The organism is Dictyobacter aurantiacus (assembly GCF_003967515.1).
Classification (GTDB): domain Bacteria; phylum Chloroflexota; class Ktedonobacteria; order Ktedonobacterales; family Ktedonobacteraceae; genus Dictyobacter; species Dictyobacter aurantiacus.
Map to the genome: position 1 here is coordinate 4,905,187 of NZ_BIFQ01000001.1, position 19,503 is coordinate 4,924,689.

Sequence of the window (19,503 nt, forward strand, 5' to 3'; positions counted from 1 at the left end):
GTATTACCTCCCGGCGGATGGTGTTAGCGTTGTATAGATCAGCATCCCGACCAGGGTGAGCTGGAATAGTAGGATCCAGAGCCAGAGCAATAACAGCGGCGATACAAAACGTGGTAGGACATCTTTTTCTCTCTTCTGTACATAGTGTTGCATGGCTTGCTGCCGGAAGATAGGTCGACGCTGATGTACCATCACAAAGTTCCTTTCTGCATAAACTTATATATAGAGAAGTTAGTTATTGGTCAGTTGGTACAGCAGGGGCGCAGTTACACCCCTGCTGTACCAACTCATAAGATTAATGCGGCCTTTGAAAAGACGGTGGTCAGACACGCTCTAAAAATAATAGGAGGTGCATGGAGGCGTCCCTGCCAAAGGAATCTCCATACACCTGGTTGTTATACAGCTACATTGCACTTTTTATGAAGAACATCTATCTTTACATTCGCGTGCTTTTTAGAAGTCATCGTCGTCGCCATAGTCCTCATCGCCGTAGCAGCCATCGCCCCAGCCCCAGCCCCAACCGTAACCATAGCCGTAACCACGGTGGTGACGATGGCGGCGATAGTGGCGGAAGTGTCTGCCGTAACCGCCATTGACTGCTTGCAGTTCCTCTTCATTCAACTCGACATTCTTTTCTATTGATTCTACAGTAGTAAGTGGCTGCTGCTCATCGTTGCGTACGTTAGATGTGGAAAAAATGTTGTTGAACTTCATCGTGTTGTTCCTTTCATTTGCATTGATTGATGTATTGGCTCTGTTCACTGGAAATTGAAAAAATTGACGCCTATAAATGGAAGTGTTCCTACGAATGTGACCGCTATTAGTCGTCGAAGTCGTCGTAATCAAAGTGGCGGCGCGAGAACCGGCGCTTGATGACCACGATCTTTTCAAATGAGCGCCTGCTGCTGCCGTAGCCTTCATCAAAATCACCATCATCGTAACCACCCCAACCTCCGCTGATGGCCGCCAGCTCCTGCTCGTTCAATTCAATCATTCCCTGTAGCTCAACTGCGTTGCTTTCTGCGTTATTCTTGTTCAGCATGGTGTTTTTTCCTTTCTGCATCATTTTTGTTACTCCTGCACAGGCTCTACTTTCAAACGGGATAGTCGTGTATGCAGGTGATCTACATTCATTAGCTGACTTTATTAAGTTGTTTATGTACTGGGAGAGACATTCTCAATTGAGAAGTATCTTATGGGAGTAGTTTAGCCGAAAGCAAGCGAGCTAACAATGTTGCACTTCACAATTACACTGTGAAACTATGCACTATTAATAAACTGCTCTGCTTTTAGCACATATAATTACAGAAATAAGTTTGGATGCCCCCCCTTTACGCTTGTGGACAGTCCCTTCAGCTTTAGCGCAAAAAAGGGAAAAGGTAAACCTTTGGAAGCGGAAACATCATATGAACGCATACGAACGGTCGCCTCACACGATCATGTTCCCGTAGGCGGCATAGGATTGCGGTCTTTTCAATACGGTATTTCTTCTGAAAAGCAGCAATCCGGCCTTGTGCATGCCGCTCTGTTGACGTACGATATGCCGAATTTTGCATGGTTATAAGACCGCTTTTCTCGCTTTTTAGGGACGATATCGTACGTGAACGGGTGCGGCATGCACAAGGCCGGATTGCTGTGTGGGAGGCACACCAGCGTCTCGAGAAAGCCGCAATCCTATGCCGCCTACTGGGGACATGATCGTGTGGAGGACGCGTACATCCTTCGCTGGAGGTCTCTCGTGTTTCTTGTTGCCTGCGCTAAATTTGAATGTATTGGTCTTCGCGGCTGATTCCCTCTCCACGCACGGAAACGTCCCTTCGTACAAAATATGAAGCGGGATGGCAAAATTTGTGGTGGCGCCGATAATGATGTATAGGAGTGGTATTTTGAATCCTATGCGGGAGTGGTGAGACAATGATGTGGCGAGCCTTTCAGCGTATCCCTGCCCGGCGGTTACTGGCGTGGTTGCTGGCGCTGATCTGTCTACCGCCGCTGCTGATGAGCTTGATCCTGGTGCTGATGGATAGCATCAGGAAGCATACGCGTTCGCAGGGACACTTCTTGAGCCTGCGCAATGAGCCGCCGGTCCATGTGGGGGACACCGAGGTGCAGTTCTATACCTACGGCAACGATCTGTACCGGGCTATGCTGGCAGCGATTCGTCATGCGCGGCAGCGCATCCTGTTTGAAACTTTTATCTGGAAAGATGATACGATCGGCGATCAGTTCAAGCAGGCTTTGACCGAGGCGGCCCGGCGCGGCGTCGAGGTCTATATCATCTATGATTCGTTCGCCAACCTGGTTGTGTCTCGCTCCTTTTTCCAATTCGACCCCGCCATCCGGGTCCTGCCCTATCCTCTTTTCTCCTTCCCATTCAGGTTCTTCCAGCTCAAGACCTATGCTCGTGATCATCGCAAGTTGCTGATCGTCGATAGCCAGATTGGCTTCATCGGGGGTTACAACATCGGGGACTTCTATGCGCGGCACTGGCGCGATACCCATGTGCGCCTGGTGGGTCCGGGTGCGCTTGAGATCGAAAATATCTTTATCGACTTCTGGAATGAGCACAGAAAGAAGCAACAGCCTGAACTGCCCGATGTAAAGAAGCGCGACTGGAGCCATAACCTGGCCATCCAGCGCAACGATCCCGTGCTTTTGATGTTCCCGATCCGTTCGATGTATCTGGAGGCTATTGATCGCGCCCAGAGTAGCTTTTATCTCACCACCGCCTACTTTATTCCTGACCGGGGCATCCTGTACGCCCTGATCAAAGCGGTCAAGCGTGGTGTTGATGTGCGCATCCTGGTTCCGGCGGTCTCTAATCATATCATCGCCGACTGGCTCTCCCACGGCTTTTATACCCAGTGTCTCAAGCACGGCATTCGCGTGTTGCTCTACGCAGATGCTATGATACATGCCAAGACGGCCACCGCCGACGGCCAGTGGTCCACCGTGGGGACCGCCAATGTGGATCGCCTGAGCATGGTGGGCAACTTCGAGGTCAACGTCGAGTTTTATAATCAGGATGCGGCCAGAGAGATGGAGAAGATCTTTGAGTATGACGCGGCCCGCTCCCATGAGCTGACGCTACAGCAGTGGAGTCGGCGTCCCATCTATTGGAAGATTGGCGAGTATATGCTCTATCTGCTGCGCCCGCTCTTCTAATCATGAGAAACTAGAGCTGCGGTCGCAGCTCTAGGAATGTGTTTGACACTCGTCCCCATGGGGGAACGTGAGCGCCCCCGCACTCGCGTCCGCTGCGCGGCCGCCTTGGTTTTGTATAGTGGTGCAGGGGAGGCGCATCCGCGCCTCCCCTGCACCACTATACAACTGATTGCAGCGCACCAGTGGTGCACACCAGCCCATTATAAGGTGGTGCAACAGGGGCGCATCCGCGCCTCCCCTGCACCACTATACAAAATTAGTGCGGCGTAGCAGTGGTGCACACCAGCCCATTATAAGGTGGTGCAACAGGGGCGCATCCGCGCCGTCCTTGCACCACTATACAAAATTAGTGCGGCGTAGCAGTGGTGCACACCAGCCCATTATAAGGTGGTGCAACAGGGGCGCATCCGCGCCCCTGTTGCACCACCTTATAAAACCAGCGCGGCCGCGCAGCGGCCGCGCGTGTGGGGCCTGGCAAGAGCCACCACTATGAGGCATTAGGCTTCCCTGTGCCTGACGTAATAAGATTGAACAAACTGTCGTTAATATAAAAGCCCCATGCATCTGAGCAGTCACCGTAGCAGGCGAAGACAGGTGTCAGGCCGACATGGGTGAAATGCAGCTCGGTTCTATCCCCCTTTTTGCTTATCTCAAAGACAATGTCAGTACCTGTCCACTCGTCAGTCTCTTTGACGAAGGTTAGCTGGCTATCCAGGACATGCCAGACGATTTTCTCTCCCGGTACCAGTTGAGTGATCTTCTGGATGCTGCGGTGCTGATCCTCGTGGCTGACCGTAAACTCGGCGCCGAGTGTGTCAGTGCTTCCATCAATTTCTTCTGACCACCAGCCACGAACATTGTTGATGGCTGCAAAGACTTCTTCGGGGGACTGGTCTACTGTAAACGAGGTGGTGTAATGCTGCTCACTCATCTGGCGAGCCTGGTTGACAACGTCTTCTATGGGATTTGGATGCCCTTTACCCGTAGCGATGAGGTCGCGCAAACTGCCGGTTATGTATGAACCCCAGGCATTCGAGCAAACGTCGTAGCACTCATATGCAGGCACGAGCCCGATATGTGTAAAGTGAACTTCTGTTTTGTCATCCTTTCTAGCGATTTTGAAGACAACGTCTGTCCCGGTCCACTCGCTTTTGTCCTTCACAAAGTTAAAGTAGTTGTCTACAACGTGCCAGACAACTTTCTTCCCAGGCACAAATTCGGTGATCTTCATCGTAGAACGGTGAACATCCTGGTAGTGGTACGTAAACTCAGCACCGAGCCTGTTGGTATCCCCTTCAATTGCCTGTGACCACCAGCCACGAACGTTGTTGATTGCATTGAAGACCTCTTCCGGCGTCTGGTCTACCAAAAAGGTTGCGGTGTAATGTTGCTGGTCAAGTGCGTTCACTTGTGTTCCTTTCTTTCCTTTTTCTCTCAAAGGATTCGGAATAGCCTGTCAGTAGGATAGACCCACTTGCTTTTTGCAAGTACACGCGGAGTATACCTTTGAATGCCGTGGTAAACTATGCTAAATCATCTCAAAGAGTTGTCTGATCGTCTCAAAAGAGACGGCGATTGGAGAAGACCATGGATGTGCTCACCGACGTTCTGAATGCGCTCGAACTAAAAGGACGGATCACCGCGCGCAACGCGCTTGTCCCTCCCTGGCGCTACAATTTTGCCGCCAGCCAGGATATGATCTTCCACCTGCTCAGCTCTGGCGGCGGTTACCTTTTTATTGAGGGAGACCCCAGGCCGCTGCGTATCGAGGGTGGGGGCGTCCTGCTTTTCCCGTTTGGCAACGCCCACTCGATCTGTGATATACCCACATCACCCCTGACCAACATCGTACAGGTAGCATATTCCGCGCAAGGTGAGTATCGCGCTACCCCGGACATAGACGAGGAAGCAAAGATGATTGTGCTCTGTGGCGCATTTCGCCTGGAGCGTCCCGGAGCGTTTCCTTTGTTGCATAGCTTGCCAAAAGTCATACATATCCCCGCTGAACAAGGCAACATGGCGCCTGGCTTCAGTGAGATTGTGCGTTTGATTATGCGCGAAACGGCTGGACCCCGACTGGGTACGGAGGTGATGCTCAGGCGCTTAACCGAGCTCCTTTTCATTCACATCATTCGCATCTGGGTGGAACAGCAAACGGGAGTCTCAAAAAGATGGTTAGCGGCGCTCCGTGATCAGCCTATCAGTGCTGCTCTGGGTTTGATCCATCAGGCGCCTGAACATGGATGGACGGTGGAGGAACTGGCGGCGGCGGTAGCTCTCTCGCGCCCGGTTTTCTCTGCCCGCTTCACCCATCTTGTGGGGGAACCTCCTATCAAGTATCTGACCCGCTGGCGCATGCACAAAGCGATCGGCCTGCTCAAAAATGACGTTGAGGTGGAAAAGATAGCTGAGCTTCTAGGCTATGAGTCAGGAGTGGCGTTTCGCAAAGCCTTCAAGCGAGAGATTGGCATGCCGCCAGCCAGGTATCGTAAACTTGAGGTAAGCTATCTCCCTGACGTAGTAAATAGCGTGAGTTGATTATTATTATGGAAAGGAACAAAATCCGATGCACGATACATTGGTGACGCGTGCTTTTAATCTGGCGGCCGAACTGCACGCGGGACAGACGCGTAAGGCTTCGCTGGTCCCCAATACTCCTTATCTGGGACACCTGATGGAGGTGGCGGGTATCGTGATGTCCAGCGGTGCGCCCGAGGTGGCGGTGGCGGCGGCCCTGCTGCACGACGCGATTGAGGATCAGGGGGCTGAAACGCGCGTGCTGATCCAGGAGCAGTTGGGCGATGAGGTGCTACGCCTGGTCGAGGAATGTACCGAGCCCGGCACTGGAGGTCCCACCAAAGCTCCCTGGCGCGAACGCAAGGAGGGATATCTTCAGCAGATCCATACAGCTTCTTCCTATGCCCTGCTAATCAAGTGCGCCGACAAGCTGCACAACGCGCGCGACCTGCGCAAGCAGGTCTGGTTTGAAGGGACACGGGCCTATGCTGCCTTCAGCACCGGCAAGGACGACAAGCTCTGGTTCTACAACGCCTTCGTGCAGGCCGCTCACCAGCGCCTCTCCACGCTGCAATCCCAGCAACCCTCAGAGCCCTTGCTTCAATCCATCACCTATCTCCTCCATGATCTCCAATCCGTCCTCCAAGACCTGGCCCACACCCCACCATCCCCGTAGGTTCGGCCCTTGCGGCCGATTTCACGCATCCCACACGCAGATGCCGGCCCTTGCGGCCGATTTCCTCTTCACGCACGTCAACGTTTGTCGGACGCGGAGTGCCATATTGATCGGGTGCTACGTGCTTAAAATACATGTATTGTAAATGAAATTAATCGGGCGATATGTCATAATATACAACATTGGGACGATTGGATGGTCATGGGCGAGTATGAAATGTGAGCTATGTTATATACTTATTATGTAGGATATTTTTCCAGGCTGTCGCATCCTGTGTGTTTCTCTGGGATGAGGAATCGGCACAGGCTGCCGCAGTGTTTTTCAACTGATTGTTCTCGGGCGTTAACTGAGTAGGGCCGTTGCTGATGTAATGCATCATTGTCTTACCTTGTCATGATCGCCGGACCGACTCGCGGCCGTGCTGATCCTTATTTTATAAGGAAGTGTACAGATGACGACAGTTGTACTGCTTGGAACATTGGATACCAAAGGACCGGAGTATGCCTATGTGCGCGATTGCATTCAGGCAGCTCAATGTAAGGTGACGTTGATGGACGCGGGTAGCAAAGGTGTGCCGCAGATCCAGCCCGATATTTCAAGGGAGGTGGTCGCGCGCGCCGCCCATAGCGACATCGCTCAACTCGAACGCGCCGATCAGGCGACGGCCATCAGGACGATGGCGCGGGGCGCGACCTCGCTGGTGGTTGAACTATTTGCGCGTGGGCGCCTGCACGGCATCATGGCTATCGGAGGGGGTGGCGGATCTACGCTGGCAGCCTGCGCCATGAAGGCCCTGCCCCTGGGTGTGCCAAAGCTCCTGGTCTCGACGCTGGCAGCCGGAGATGTACGGCCATTTGTGGGCGCGATGGATATCTCCATCATGTATTCAGTGGCCGACATCACTGGCATCAATAGCGTGACGGAACGCATTCTGACCAACGCGGCGGCGGCCATCGCCTCCATGGCCCAGGCTTACGACCACTTTGAGCTCTCCGGCCGCGCCCGCCTGCATCCTTATCTCACGCATCCACCCAAAGACATCATCTCGACCTCATCGCTGCCCTCATAAATATATCTTGTGGTGCTGTCGACCTCGTCACATATGCATGGCGGGGTCGGGGTTTTATGAGGTTTGAATGGCCTCGATGTGGATCTCGATGCGGGTCTCATTTCCTATAGCTGCGATGCCGTCGATCAGGCGGCGATTGAAGACCATGCCGAAATCGCGGCGGTCGATGGTGGTGACGCCGGACAGCCCGATGCGCCAGGCCTCGGTCAGGGGATCGCGGTTGGTGCCGGTATAGGTGACCTGAAAGGTGATCGGCCGCGTGACCCCGTGCATAGTGAAGTTACCATCGACCAGGCAATGGTTCTGATCAATCAACCGTACCCGCGTGCTCTCAAATAACATATATGGATTCTTGGAGACATTAAAAAAATCGGACGAACGCAGGTGGGCATCGCGCTGGGCCGAACCGGTATAGATGCTGTCGACTTTGACCTGGGCCTGAATGGTCGTTTTTTCCGGTTGCTGGGTATCTAAATTGATGATGCCATGCACCTCAGAAAAGCGCCCCTTTACCAGGCTGATCTTCAAATGCTGAACGCTAAACTCTACCAGGCTATGCAGTGGATCAATGGTAAATATCATCTCATGCTCTCCTAACCCTTTTTTCTCGCGATAGAGGCGATCGAACCGTCTCTGATGCTGATGGGGTATAGTAGGTAGATGTTTATTTGTTCCTATATGAGTAATAGTATTACCACTGGTAGTTAGAATTGGTGTAGGAGCATAAATATATTGTATGTGTACATGCACCTGAAAGCGCAGCAGTTCGGCAGCACATTGGTTGTGCTGCCGAACTGCTGCGCTTTCTATAAACTGTGCTACTATCCTATATCTATAGGAGATAACCAGTGGAGTTCCGATGGGGGCCCAGTTGTAAAACCAGGCGGAGTTGTCGATGGACATCTAGACACAGCCGTGGGACCGGTCATCTGCGTTCCGTTGACGGTGTGCGGCACGTTGGTGCCGGGACCGAAGTCACTGCCGTCAGATTGACTTTGATGACTTTGCCGGGCGTGGTGATGGGTCCAGTCGTGACCACCAGCACCGGCTTTGTGGTGCTGACCAGCGCGCTATAGATGTACTGGGGTGCGCTGGCCTGGTCTGAGATGCGATACCAGAGCGGCCCATTGCCCAGGATCTCTCCATTCACTGTACCATAGACCGTCAGGGTCTGACGGTCGCGCACGCGGACGCCCGTGCGGGGGCTATCACGTTCCCCTATATAACGAGAGTTTGACACCTGGCCAAAAAAGTGTCGTATTCTGAGTGGCTCGTGCAACATATATGGAAGGAGCAGGAAAGGAGACACGTATGCTGGCGGACGAACAATTTAACCTCTTACTTTTGCGGCAGCAGCCGGCGCTGAGGCGACTGTGCGTGTACATGACCAGGAGCGAGGATGTGGTGGACGATCTGCTGCAGACGATCCTGCTGGAGGCATGGGAGCATCGGCACTCCGTCCGGGATGAGCGTGCTCTGCCGCGGTGGCTTTCCGCTATCGCGCGCAATGTATGCAGGATGTGGCTGCGCCATAAGGTTCTGCACCAGCAGCGCGCACCCCTGCTGGACCTGTCCGAGGCTATAGACGAGTTGGGAGGGATGACGTTGGAGGAGGAGGTTGAGAGGCGCGAACTGGCTTACTTGCTCGATCGCGCTCTTGGATGTCTCCCCATCGAGACGCGCGCGCTGCTGGTCGCGCACCTCATCGAGGGACGATCCGCCAGCGAAAGCGCTCTCAGGCTGGGCATCTCCGTGCGTACAGTGGAGAAGCGCCTGGAGCGTGGCAAGAGTGCCTTTCGCCATCTGCTGCAGACCGACTTCTATTCTGATGTGGCCCCCTATCTCCTGTCGCCTCAACAGGGAGGACCCTGGGAGACAACGCGGCTCTACTGTCCTCGTTGTGGGCAGCAGTGTTTGCGGGCACGCTTCTCAAAGGGATTGCTGCAGTTCGATTGCCCTTCCTGCTCCTCTATGGAAGGGCCATATATTACGATGGCTCCCGCGGCGGGCGTGCGCGGCTACCAGCGCCTGCTACAGGCGATGATGAAGACGCTGGAGCGGCGCTACGCCGACTCGCTGGCGCATGCAAGCTATCCATGTCCCGGTTGTGGACGCACCACACCGTTGCAGCGTGGCAACGAGGAGTTGTTGCTTCGCTGTTCTCACTGCCATACCATCAATCAGAACTCCCTGCCCTTTCTCGCGCTCGTGCTTCATCCGGGACGTCAGTTCTGGCTGGAGCACGAGCGCATCTGCCTCTTGCCGCGTAGCGAACTGGAGGTTACCGGGCGACCGGCACTGCGCGTGGCCTACCAGGCTGTGTCCAGTCAGGCTACGCACGAGGTCTTCTTTGCACGCGACACCTTTGAAATACTCTCAATTCAATCGACGAAAGGTTAAGCATAGGATGCATACAACGACGCGCTGGTATATCACGCCCTCACTCGTCTTTGACATGTTCTGCTGGATCAACATCCTGACTGGCGATCCCTTCTATGTGCGTTATTATGCACAGGACTATGAAGCATTTCAGGAACGCCTGACGCCCGAGATTCAGGAGGCCCTGCGGCGTCTCAAGACCACGGTCAAGGATGAGGGACAACAGATTATCTCGGCGCTGCTCTGCCTCTATTTCTCCGCTACCGCCGACCAGACGCTCGACGATGTGTTGCGAACCCTCGCCGATAGTGACCAGATGTATCACAGTCTGCGGAGCACCCCTTACTACCAGGAGGAGCGGTGGGCGCTCTATACGGCGGCGCGTCCAGATCTGACCACCATCGTGCGCTTCCTGCAAGAGACTGATTTTGAGGGTTACTGGCGCAGCAGCGTCCTGCCACGCATCGAACAACGCGTGCGCGAGCTACAGGAGGAACTGGGACGCTTTAATATCGTAGTTGAGGACGAAGCCATGCTGGGCGCCTCGTTACCCTCGGATGAGCTGACCGTCTATGTGCTCTACTACGTTCAGCCGCACGGCATCAGGGTGACCGGGACGCGCTTCATTACCGATGTCAGTTATCCCGCCGCGACCGTGGCCAGGATTGCGGTCCATGAGATGTTCCATCCTCCCTTTGACCAACATAGCCCCGATTTCCAGGCTTGCCTCGCGTCCCTGTGCGCAGATCCTTTTCTGGCGCGCACATTTGAAGGCCGCAATCCCGATTATGGCTATAACACCTTCAAGGGATTTATCGAGGAGAGCTGCGTGCGCGCGCTGGAGCAACTGGTCAACGAGAAGTTTGGCATCGCACGCAGCGAGGCGCGTGAACGCTGGCGCGACGAGGACGAGGGCATGCATGTTTTCGCTGCCTGCCTCTATGCCGCCATGCGGCAGGAAGCCTACAACACCCGAGGGGAAACCTTCCAGCAGTTCCTGCTGCGCATGGTACGCTCAACCCTGCGTCCCGGCACCCTCGAACAAACCTATCATGTCTCCATGACATCACCCTCATCGTAGGTGCCGGGCTTGCCCCGGCTTTTTGGCTTGCCCCGGCCTGGCTTGCCTCCGATCAAAGGACCATGATGGATTGGATGAGGTTGGTGCCGAAGTGGTAGCCGATCTCGTGGTAGTCATGGATCGACCACAGCGCCAGCTCGCAGCGCTTGCCGATCTCCAGACTGCCTGCCTGCTCCTGCAGCGCCAGGGCGCGGGCACCGTTGATGGTGGTTGCGTTCAGAGCCTCCTCCAGGCTCATGCCCATGGCGGACATGGCTAGACCGAGCATCATCTGCATGTTCTCGCTGTACGAGGTGCCCGGATTAAAGTCGGTGGCCAGGGCGACCGTCAGCCCGTGGTCGAGCAGGCGGCGGGCGGATGGATAGGGGCTGCGCAGCGTGTAGGAGCATCCGGGCAGCAAGGTGGCGACCACCCCGGAGGCGCGCATGGCCTCCAGATCGGCATCGCTGGCATAGTCCAGGTGATCGGCCGAGACGGCCCCTAGCTCGGCGGCCAGCTGGCTGCCGCCGGAAGGACTGAGCTGGTCGGCGTGAACCTTGAGCTGGTAGCCCAGCTCTCTGGCGCGCGTCAGGATGCGCCGACACTCCTCCAGCGAGAAGGCCTCGCGCTCGCAGTAGACATCACAGAAGCGGGCCATCCCGGCGAAGGCGGGCAGCATCTCTTCGACTACCAGATCGACGTAGGCCGAGCGCCGATCGCGGTACTCGGGTGGCACGCTATGGGCGCCCAGAAAGGTCGGCACGACCCGGATATGCTCGTGCGGCAGGGAGGGACTGCAGTTCAGGTCGTTGATGATGCGCAGGCAGCGCTCCTCGGCTTCCATGTTCAACCCATAGCCGGTCTTGACCTCGACCGTTGTCGTGCCATGGGCGCGCAACGAGTCCAGTCTCTTGAGGGCCAGGTCCATCAGCATCTCTGTGCTGGCGCTGCGCGTCGCGTTCATGGTGGTCAGGATGCCGCGTCCCTGCCGCAGCAGCTCGCCGTAGCCGACACCCTGCCGGCGCAGATGAAACTCCTCGGCCCGGTCGCCAGCGAATACCAGGTGCGTGTGCGAGTCCACGAAACCCGGCGTAACCACGCAGCCATAGGCATCCACCACGTTCACCGGCTGCTGATCGGTGCAGACCTGCATGGCATCGACCTCATGATCGGGTCCGATCCAGCTAATGGCGCCATCATTATCAACGACGATGGCCGCGTTGGATAATACCTGCAACGGACCGCTGGCGCCATCGATGGGCGTCTGCGCTACGCTGACCAGCTGCCCGATATTGCGCACTATCGCTCTGGCCTGGAACTGCTGTTGTTCCACTTCGCGTATCTCCTTTGATGGTTTAAGCCGGGGCAAGCCCGGCACCTACGATGGGTTTTGGCATTATGTTATTCGATTTCGGCTACCTGGCCGGATTGGATGAGCTGGACGAGCGTCTCGATGTCACCTGAGAGCACGCGGTCTCTGGTCAGGGTCTCGACATGGGCGCGCACCAGTTCGCGGGCGCGCTGCACTCCGGAGCCAGGCAGCAGGGGCAGGCGGAAATCAAGCAGCTGCGCCGCGCACAGTAGCTCGATCGCCAGCACCTGCCGCGTCTGCTCGATGACGCGGCGCAGCTTGTGGGCGCTGGTTACGCCCATGCTGACAAAGTCTTCCATGCCGGCCGAGGTCGGGATCGAGTCGATGCTGGCTGGATGAGCCAGGACCTTGATCTCGTTGACCAGCGAGGCGGCCACGTATTGCGCGATCATCAGGCCCGAGTGCAGGCCGGGATGCGGCGTGAGGAAGAGGGTGGTCTCGGACCCTTTTTCTTCCCAGTCATGGGGACCGATGACGTTGTAGACGCGGCGCTCAGAGAAGCTGGCCAGCTGGGCCAGGGTGATGGCCAGCATGTCCAGGGCCAGGGCCAGCGGCTGTCCGTGGAAGTTGCCGCCGCTGAGCACGTCGCCCTCGTCGGGAAAAATAAGTGGATTATCGGTGACGGCGTGCAGCTCACGCTCGAAGATGGTGGCGCAGTACTCGATGGCATCGCGCACGGCTCCCAGGACCTGTGGGGCGCAGCGCAGCGTGTAGGGATCCTGCACGCGGGCGCAGTTCTGGTGGCTGGCGTTGAGCGCGCTCTCGCGCACCAGCTGGCGCAGCCGCCGCGCGCTCACGATCTGTCCCGCCTGCCCCCTGCGCTGGTGGATGCGCTCATCCAGCGGCACATGGCTGCCCAGCAGACCCTCCAGGCTCATGGCACAGGCCACCTCGGCGCTGCGCAGTAAGACCCGCGCATCGACGATGGCCAGCACGGCGATGGCCTCCATCAGGTGCGTGCCGTTGATCAGGGCCAGTCCCTCTTTGGTGTGCAGCCTGATCGGTTGGAGTCCCGCTTGCTCCAGAGCCTGGGCGCCGCCCATCTTTTTGCTCTGATAAATGGCCTCGCCCTCGCCGATCAGGGTCAGGGCCACGTGCGACAGCGGAGCCAGGTCGCCACTGGCGCCCACCGAGCCGCGCGACGGGATCACCGGGCAGATGCCCGCGTTGAGCATGTCCGCCAGCGTCTGCACGATCTCCACATGTACGCCGGAATGGCCGCGTGCCAGGCTGGCCGCCAGTAGCAGCATCATGGCGCGCGTCACCTCTTCGCAGAGTGGCTCGCCGACGCCCGCCGCGTGGCTGCGAATCAGGTTGTACTGTAGTTCGACCTGTTGGTCGGAGGAGATGCGCATCTTGCTCAAATGTCCAAAGCCCGTGGTGATGCCATAGACCTTCTTGCTATCGTCCACGGCCAGCCGGTCGATGACCATGCGGGCTGTTCGGATCTTCTCCAGTGCCTCCTCACCGATGGTGACCGGCGCGTGCTGCCGGGCTACCGCCACCACATCGGCAAAGCTCAATGCCTGCCCGTTAATAATGACTCGTGTGGGCATTTCTAAATGATGATCTGCGCTCAAAGTTTTGTCCTTTCTGACGACATATGTCAGACTCTTTCTCGCCGTTGAGAAGTATTGTGTTCGCCATCCTGGGGGCGCCGCCCTACGGGCGGCGGGGGAGAGAAGAGGGGCCGGGGGCACAGCCCCCGGAGCCCCCAGTCAAGGGGCTAGCCGCCCCTTGCATCCCCGCATCCCGTAGGTGCGCCCCTTGCGGGCGCTTGCCGCGAAGCGGCCCGTACCCGTGCATCCCAGCTCCCCTTCATTTTTATGGTGTGCAAGTTCTGCGCGGCCGCGCAGAACTTGCACACCTCACATTCCTTTGGCGCGCCGCAGGCGCGCAATGCATCATTTTTTAGCGCATGGGAATCTTCATATTATATTGTTGCGCGTGTGTCAATGCTTCTTCGTAGCCAGCGTCGACGTGGCGGATGACGCCCATGCCGGGGTCGTTGCTGAGGACGCGGGCGAGCCGCTCCGCCGCCTCGGGGGTGCCGTCCGCGACCGTGACCTGCCCGGCATGCATGGAGTAGCCAATGCCGACGCCGCCACCATGGTGTAGCGAGACCCAGGTGGCGCCAGAGGCGGTGTTGACCAGGGCGTTGAGCAGCGGCCAGTCGGCGATGGCGTCGCTACCGTCTTTCATGCCCTCGGTCTCACGGTACGGTGAGGCCACCGAGCCGCTATCCAGGTGGTCGCGCCCGATCACGATCGGTGCTTTGACGATGCCCTTCGCCACTAGCTCATTGAAGGCCAGTCCGGCGCGGTCGCGCTCGCCGTAGCCGAGCCAGCAGATGCGGGCGGGTAGACCCTGGAACTGGATCTTCTGCCGCGCCAGTGTCAGCCAGCGCTTGAGGTGTTCGTCCTCGGGGAACAGTTCCAGCAGCGTCTCGTCAGTGCGATAGATGTCTTCGGGATCGCCTGAGAGCGCTACCCAGCGGAAGGGCCCCTTGCCGCGACAGAAGAGCGAGCGAATATAGGCGGGGACGAAGCCGGGGAAGTCCATGGCGTGCGTCTCACCGGCCTCCAGGGCCTGTCCGCGCAGGTTGTTGCCGTAGTCAAAGACGATGGCGCCGCTCTTCTGCATGTCTAGCATGGCGCGTACGTGGGTGACCATCGATTCCCTGGCGCGCCGGATATATTCCTGGGGGTCGCGCTGGCGCAGCTGCGCGGCCTCCTCCAGTGTTAGCCAGGCGGGGATATAGCCGTTGAGGGCGTCGTGGGCCGAGGTCTGGTCGGTCACCATATCTGGAATAATGTTGCGGCGCACCAGTTCGGGATGGATCTCGGCGGCGTTGCCCAGCAGGCCGATGGAGAGCGGTCGTCCTGCCGAGCAGGCCTCGCGCACCAGCGCCAGCGCCTCGTCCAGTGTGTAAGCGATCGTGTCGCAGTAGCCGGTCGCCACGCGGCGCTGGATGTGCGACTCATCGACCTCGATGGCCAGGCAGACCCCCTCATTCATGGTCACGGCCAGTGGCTGGGCACCGCCCATGCCACCCAGGCCGGCGGTCAGCACGAATTTCCCCTTCAGCGTCGAGCCGAAATGCTGGCGCGCCGCCTCCGCGAACGTCTCAAAGGTCCCCTGCACGATGCCCTGTGAGCCGATATAGATCCAGGAACCGGCGGTCATCTGCCCATACATCGTCAGACCTAGTGCCTCCAGGCGCCGGAACTCGTCCCAGTTGGCCCAGTGCGGCACCAGGTTCGAGTTGGCGATCAACACGCGCGGCGCATTGGCGTGCGTGCGCAGGATGCCGACCGGCTTGCCCGACTGCACCAGCAGGGTCTCATCGTTCTCCAACTGCTTGAGCGAACGGATGATCGCCTCGTAGGCCTCCCACGAGCGCGCGGCCCGACCCGAGCCACCGTAGACCACCAGGTCCTCCGGCCGCTCCGCCACATCGGGGTCCAGGTTATTCATCAACATGCGCATGGCCGCCTCTTGCTGCCAGCCCTTGCAGCTCAGGGTTGTCCCGCGCGGGGCGCGTATCTGCGTTTTCTGTACCATGTCTCGGTCTCCTTTCACCGTTGAAACAATGCGTCATCTTCCCGTCGAAACAATGTGTCACCTTCCCGCCGTAGGTGCCGGGCTCGCCCCGGCTTGGAGCCGAAGGCGACCCCGTACCCGGGTGCCGTCCTTCCACCAAAGATGTCATTTTCCCGTAGGTGCGCCCCTTGCGGGCGCTTGCCGCGCAGCGGCCCCGTGCCCGGGCGCCCATCTTCAAACCGACCAGACTCTCCGGCCCTGTACCCATGTTTGTTTGATGACCTGGTTCGCGGAGGCTCCGAAGCAGAGCACGTCCGGCAGATCCTGCGGCGTCCAGCCGTCCAGCGCGGGCGCCTTGAGATCGATGGCTATAAAATCGGCCGCCAGTCCAGGCGCGATCAGACCGGTCTGTAATCCGAGGGCCTGAGCGCCGTAGCGCGTGCCATACGCGAACAGCAGGGGGCCGGGCGCGCTTATCCCGTCGGGAATCAACACGCGCCGGCGCTGGTAGCGCATGCGCGCCGAGTATTCGGCCCAGCGCAGCTCTTCAAATGGATCAAGACGGGTATTGCTGTCGGAGCCGATGGTGAGGGGAATACTGGCCTGGACCAGCTCCGCGTAAGGGGCGATGCCATCACCCAGGTCACCCTCGGTGGTCGGACAGACACAGACCGTGGCGCCCGCTTCAGCCAGCAGGGTGATCTCGTGCTCATCGGCGTGTGTGGCATGCACCACCGTGGTCAGGGGACCCAGCGCCGAGCAGCGCCGCAGCAGCTCGATCGGCCGGCAGTCCTCGGCCTCCAGGCATTGTTCGATCTCGGCCCGCTGCTCATCGGCATGAATATGAAATGGGAGCTGGTATTGCCGGCTGTAATCGGCGATGGCCTCAAGCCAGTCGGGCGGAACGGCGCGCACCGAATGGGGCGCGATCCCGCAGGGGATGCCGCTGATGCGCAGAGCCTCGGCTCGTTCAAGATAGGCCACCAGCGAGGCGTCGCAGAAGCGGCGCTGCTCGTCCGAGGGCGGCCGCTTAAAGTCGCCGCGCGCGTAGGCCGTCAGCAGCAGCACCACGCGGATGCCCGCGTCGCGTCCCGCCTGCACCACCGCCTGCGCCAGCGCGTTGGGATGCGCGTAGGGCCGCCCATCGGGCCGGTGATGCACATAGTGAAACTCCCCCACGCTCGTATAGCCGGACGCCAGCATCTCGCCGTACACCTGCCGGCTGATCTCGTAGATCGACTCGGGAGTCAGCCGCTGCGCCTGCGCGTACATCGCGTTGCGCCACGTCCAGAACGTATCATGGACCGAGAGCCGGCGCTGCGTATGCCCGCGCAGCCCCCTCTGGAAGGCATGGCTATGCGTATTGACAAACCCCGGCAGCAGAGCCAGCCCCGGCATCTCCTCCGTCACCTCCATCCCCTCCACCCGCTCTACCACCTCCACAATCATCCCCTCATCCGAGACGCGCACCACCTGGTTCGCCAGCAACCCTTGTGGCGTATAGACATAATCAGGAGCCAGTCCCTTCATAGCACAACTCCCCACTCGTAGCTATCTACTCTGAATTCCACTCAATGAAAACAACTATCGCTCAACGAAAATGTACCACGAAGAAAAAGCCCCTGTCAACCACTCACACCCCACCATAAGTTCGGACCTCGCGTCCGATTATTATCCCCGGCCCTCGACCCTGTTCCCCGAACATACGGACCCTCGCGCCGCATATGTTCTGCCCTCGCACCTGATCATTCTCGGACCCCGGTCCCGCCGTTCTCTTGTGGTGCTTCTGTGGTGCTTGATTTGACGCCGCGAGGTGCATATGCTATATTGCCGGGGCTACCATCTTCTTTTTCACTGGATGAAAATCACGCACAATTGAATTGCACACAATTCAATTGTGCCATCAAATCGGGCCGAAAAAATAATACACACCTACTGGCACGGGTGGTATCATCGAGCGTGGACTCATCCGGCATAGGCGGCGCGACGTATAACACCAACACAATTACTAAGGAGTATGCCTTGAAAGAAGCCCCGGACGCGACTCAGGCCGTCGGGCCGGTCGAGCGAGCCCTTCATCTCCTCATCTGTTTCCAGACGCATGGTGATGGTCTGTCCCTGACCGAGCTGGCGAAGATGACCAATCTGTCTCCGGCGACGGCGACACGGCTGCTGCGCGTGCTGGAGCGCTACGCCTTTATCCGCCGTGGCCCCGATCGCCTCTATCGGTTGGGCCCGCAGGTGATGCAGCTGGGCCTGGCTGCCCTGCAGGACATGTCGCTCTACGAGATGGCTCGCCCTCATCTGCGCCAGCTGGCTGATGAGACCGGCGAGAGCGCCCACCTGGGTGTCCTGCTGGGCGAGGACAGCGTGCTCTACGTCGACCAGGTCTCCAGTCGTCAGGCTGTGCAGGCCGGCATGTGGGTCGGACGGACCGTGCCAGTCAGCAACACCGCCATCGGGACCGCTATCCAGGGCCGCGTCGATCGCAGCGGCTACGTCGCCCGCCGCGATGCCGTCGAGCCCGATGTCTCCTCGGTGGCCGCGCCCATCTATGATCAGGCTGGCGGTATCGTCGGCGCCATCAACGTCATCGGACCCAGCTACCGCCTCTCCGATGAGCAGCTCGCCCACATCGGCACCCTCGTCGCCGACCACGCCCGCCAGATCTCCCTCACACTTGGATCGCCCTCCTCCGCAGCGCCGTTGGATCGGCCCTATGATGGTTCATAAAAATTCAGCCACCTTTGAGTGGTGGGAAAGATTGAAGATCAGGGCGTTACCAGCTCAGGCCGAGCGTATCCTGTAGATGTTGGCGGGTAGCCGCCTCGAATGCGGCTGGATACTGTAAACCGTTGGCCTCCATCAGGCGACGGGCACGTGGTAGGAAGAGGCGAGCATATGCCATGCGACCCTGTGATATAGATTCTATGGTTGGTTCCAGTGGTGGTACGCTATTTAGCGTTGCTCGTTGCTCCTCGTTCAGATGGATGGCGACGTGTCGTTTGCCGGTAATAGCCCGGTCAATGCCGTTCTCCATCAACAATAGGCTGATAAGCATGCTATGTATGGCCAGCTGCCCCTCCATGCCAATGGGCACATCATCGCGTTCGACCACAATTGGCAGCATGCCCAGGAGACGAATGAACTCCTCGACAATGTAGGCGAGTTGCTTTAAGGGCTGTTTCTGGGCGGAAGCGGTGAGATGAATTTGCCGGGCGGTATTATCCTTATCGAATAACAACTGTGCCGCTTCGAGCGTGCGCGGCTTTGTATCACTTGCCGATTGAATGACAAGATCGAAGCGGAGGTAGTCCGATGTGATGGCACCGATGATGGCTTCCTCTGGCGGTCCCGGCCAGCGCCGCTTCCATACCGTAGGAGCGACGAGGTCAATGAGCTCTTGCCACCATTGTTCAATGGTTGAAAAGGCCTCCGCCTTGATGGCTACACGTAAGTCGACATCGCTCTGCGCGTCCGCTGATCCGGTTGCCAGGCTGCCGGTGAGCCAGATGGCAAGCACGCGGTTGTCGTCGCTTAGCGCCTTTGCTGCTTGCTGCGCGAACGTGGCCAGTTCAGCGACCCTCTCTTCGGCGGATACTCTGGATTGTGACATCTTATCGATCCTTTCATCTTATTATTCGTAACTACTACCCACTTTTTGTGCTTATGACCATCCTCTCAACCGGATTGAGCGTTTCCCTGTAGCCACACGTTCTGCT

At 58.0% G+C, this 19,503-nt stretch carries 18 protein-coding genes; 7 read left to right on the top strand and 11 right to left on the bottom strand.

Translation table 11 applies throughout. From position 1 onward, the window contains the following. Positions 1 to 3: 3 nt before the first annotated feature. The 3 genes from KTT_RS19710 to KTT_RS19720 all read right to left on the bottom strand — a co-directional run bounded on the left by KTT_RS19710 (position 4) and on the right by KTT_RS19720 (position 1,066). Positions 4 to 192, bottom strand: a complete 189-nt coding sequence (locus KTT_RS19710; RefSeq protein ID WP_126597627.1) for a hypothetical protein — start codon at positions 190 to 192, stop codon at positions 4 to 6. Positions 193 to 453: 261 nt separating this feature from the next. Continuing rightward, entirely contained in the window at positions 454 to 714 is a 261-nt protein-coding gene (locus KTT_RS19715) for a hypothetical protein (RefSeq protein ID WP_218030931.1), read from the bottom strand. Between the two features lie 106 nt (positions 715 to 820). After that, the gene (locus KTT_RS19720; protein WP_126597628.1) at positions 821 to 1,066 is read right to left on the bottom strand and encodes a bacteriocin; all 246 of its coding nucleotides are present in this window, start codon (positions 1,064 to 1,066) and stop codon (positions 821 to 823) included. An 848-nt stretch (positions 1,067 to 1,914) separates the two neighbouring features. On the opposite strand from KTT_RS19720, the gene KTT_RS19725 reads away from it, so the two are divergent. Then, a complete protein-coding gene (locus KTT_RS19725; RefSeq protein WP_218030932.1) occupies positions 1,915 to 3,165 on the top strand; it encodes a phospholipase D-like domain-containing protein in 1,251 nt (416 codons plus the stop codon). A 487-nt stretch (positions 3,166 to 3,652) separates the two neighbouring features. Here KTT_RS19725 and KTT_RS37135 read toward each other — a convergent pair whose 3' ends face one another. Continuing rightward, positions 3,653 to 4,573 (bottom strand): SRPBCC family protein, encoded by a 921-nt coding sequence (locus KTT_RS37135; protein WP_235845771.1) that lies wholly within the window; start codon positions 4,571 to 4,573, stop codon positions 3,653 to 3,655. A 179-nt stretch (positions 4,574 to 4,752) separates the two neighbouring features. Between KTT_RS37135 and KTT_RS19740 the strand changes: the two genes are divergently transcribed. The 3 genes from KTT_RS19740 (at position 4,753) to KTT_RS19750 (ending at position 7,427) form a co-directional block, all read left to right on the top strand. Then, positions 4,753 to 5,703 carry a cupin domain-containing protein gene (locus KTT_RS19740; protein ID WP_126599754.1) on the top strand — a complete coding sequence of 317 codons (951 nt, stop codon included), beginning with the start codon at positions 4,753 to 4,755 and terminating at the stop codon, positions 5,701 to 5,703. 28 nt (positions 5,704 to 5,731) lie between these two features. Then, positions 5,732 to 6,358, top strand: a complete 627-nt coding sequence (locus KTT_RS19745) for an HD domain-containing protein (RefSeq protein ID WP_126597629.1) — start codon at positions 5,732 to 5,734, stop codon at positions 6,356 to 6,358. Between the two features lie 451 nt (positions 6,359 to 6,809). Further along, on the top strand, positions 6,810 to 7,427 hold the full coding sequence (locus KTT_RS19750) for a Tm-1-like ATP-binding domain-containing protein (RefSeq protein WP_126597630.1): 618 nt from the start codon (positions 6,810 to 6,812) through the stop codon (positions 7,425 to 7,427). Between the two features lie 54 nt (positions 7,428 to 7,481). Here KTT_RS19750 and KTT_RS36200 read toward each other — a convergent pair whose 3' ends face one another. Together KTT_RS36200 and KTT_RS19760 are read right to left on the bottom strand one after the other, a co-directional pair. Continuing rightward, positions 7,482 to 8,009: a YceI family protein gene (locus KTT_RS36200; RefSeq protein WP_160145989.1), complete on the bottom strand. Its 528-nt coding sequence runs from the start codon at positions 8,007 to 8,009 to the stop codon at positions 7,482 to 7,484. Positions 8,010 to 8,352: 343 nt separating this feature from the next. Then, the gene (locus KTT_RS19760; RefSeq protein WP_126597632.1) at positions 8,353 to 8,613 is read right to left on the bottom strand and encodes a hypothetical protein; all 261 of its coding nucleotides are present in this window, start codon (positions 8,611 to 8,613) and stop codon (positions 8,353 to 8,355) included. 125 nt (positions 8,614 to 8,738) lie between these two features. Between KTT_RS19760 and KTT_RS19765 the strand changes: the two genes are divergently transcribed. Next, positions 8,739 to 9,827, top strand: coding sequence for an RNA polymerase sigma factor (locus KTT_RS19765; protein ID WP_160145990.1), 1,089 nt, complete (start codon positions 8,739 to 8,741; stop codon positions 9,825 to 9,827). Positions 9,828 to 9,834: 7 nt separating this feature from the next. Further along, positions 9,835 to 10,887: a hypothetical protein gene (locus KTT_RS19770; protein WP_126597634.1), complete on the top strand. Its 1,053-nt coding sequence runs from the start codon at positions 9,835 to 9,837 to the stop codon at positions 10,885 to 10,887. A 52-nt stretch (positions 10,888 to 10,939) separates the two neighbouring features. Here KTT_RS19770 and hutI read toward each other — a convergent pair whose 3' ends face one another. From hutI to KTT_RS19790, 4 genes are all read right to left on the bottom strand, one after another. Continuing rightward, positions 10,940 to 12,199: an imidazolonepropionase gene (gene hutI / locus KTT_RS19775; protein WP_160145991.1), complete on the bottom strand. Its 1,260-nt coding sequence runs from the start codon at positions 12,197 to 12,199 to the stop codon at positions 10,940 to 10,942. A 68-nt stretch (positions 12,200 to 12,267) separates the two neighbouring features. Further along, a complete protein-coding gene (gene hutH, locus KTT_RS19780) occupies positions 12,268 to 13,794 on the bottom strand; it encodes a histidine ammonia-lyase (RefSeq protein WP_126599756.1) in 1,527 nt (508 codons plus the stop codon). 355 nt (positions 13,795 to 14,149) lie between these two features. Beyond that, positions 14,150 to 15,802, bottom strand: a complete 1,653-nt coding sequence (gene hutU, locus KTT_RS19785; RefSeq protein ID WP_126597636.1) for a urocanate hydratase — start codon at positions 15,800 to 15,802, stop codon at positions 14,150 to 14,152. A gap of 213 nt (positions 15,803 to 16,015) precedes the next feature. After that, positions 16,016 to 17,311: a formimidoylglutamate deiminase gene (locus KTT_RS19790; RefSeq protein WP_126597637.1), complete on the bottom strand. Its 1,296-nt coding sequence runs from the start codon at positions 17,309 to 17,311 to the stop codon at positions 16,016 to 16,018. Between the two features lie 492 nt (positions 17,312 to 17,803). Here KTT_RS19790 and KTT_RS19795 point away from each other — a divergent pair, with 492 nt between their 5' ends. Next, on the top strand, positions 17,804 to 18,514 hold the full coding sequence (locus tag KTT_RS19795; RefSeq protein WP_126597638.1) for an IclR family transcriptional regulator: 711 nt from the start codon (positions 17,804 to 17,806) through the stop codon (positions 18,512 to 18,514). 46 nt (positions 18,515 to 18,560) lie between these two features. Here KTT_RS19795 and KTT_RS19800 read toward each other — a convergent pair whose 3' ends face one another. Beyond that, entirely contained in the window at positions 18,561 to 19,397 is an 837-nt protein-coding gene (locus KTT_RS19800; RefSeq protein WP_126597639.1) for a nucleotidyltransferase domain-containing protein, read from the bottom strand. Between the last annotated feature and the right edge of the window lie 106 nt (positions 19,398 to 19,503).

Excerpts from the sequence above, each read along its gene's own strand:
- KTT_RS19710 (WP_126597627.1), bottom strand. The coding sequence starts at position 192 with ATGGTACATCAGCGTCGACCTATCTTCCGGCAGCAAGCCATGCAACAC.
- KTT_RS19715 (WP_218030931.1), bottom strand. The coding sequence starts at position 714 with ATGAAGTTCAACAACATTTTTTCCACATCTAACGTACGCAACGATGAG.
- KTT_RS19720 (WP_126597628.1), bottom strand. The coding sequence starts at position 1,066 with ATGATGCAGAAAGGAAAAAACACCATGCTGAACAAGAATAACGCAGAA.
- KTT_RS19725 (WP_218030932.1), top strand. The coding sequence starts at position 1,915 with ATGATGTGGCGAGCCTTTCAGCGTATCCCTGCCCGGCGGTTACTGGCG.
- KTT_RS19740 (WP_126599754.1), top strand. The coding sequence starts at position 4,753 with ATGGATGTGCTCACCGACGTTCTGAATGCGCTCGAACTAAAAGGACGG.
- KTT_RS19745 (WP_126597629.1), top strand. The coding sequence starts at position 5,732 with ATGCACGATACATTGGTGACGCGTGCTTTTAATCTGGCGGCCGAACTG.
- KTT_RS19750 (WP_126597630.1), top strand. The coding sequence starts at position 6,810 with ATGACGACAGTTGTACTGCTTGGAACATTGGATACCAAAGGACCGGAG.
- KTT_RS36200 (WP_160145989.1), bottom strand. The coding sequence starts at position 8,009 with ATGATATTTACCATTGATCCACTGCATAGCCTGGTAGAGTTTAGCGTT.
- KTT_RS19765 (WP_160145990.1), top strand. The coding sequence starts at position 8,739 with ATGCTGGCGGACGAACAATTTAACCTCTTACTTTTGCGGCAGCAGCCG.
- KTT_RS19770 (WP_126597634.1), top strand. The coding sequence starts at position 9,835 with ATGCATACAACGACGCGCTGGTATATCACGCCCTCACTCGTCTTTGAC.
- hutH (WP_126599756.1), bottom strand. The coding sequence starts at position 13,794 with ATGCCCACACGAGTCATTATTAACGGGCAGGCATTGAGCTTTGCCGAT.
- hutU (WP_126597636.1), bottom strand. The coding sequence starts at position 15,802 with ATGGTACAGAAAACGCAGATACGCGCCCCGCGCGGGACAACCCTGAGC.
- KTT_RS19790 (WP_126597637.1), bottom strand. The coding sequence starts at position 17,311 with ATGAAGGGACTGGCTCCTGATTATGTCTATACGCCACAAGGGTTGCTG.
- KTT_RS19800 (WP_126597639.1), bottom strand. The coding sequence starts at position 19,397 with ATGTCACAATCCAGAGTATCCGCCGAAGAGAGGGTCGCTGAACTGGCC.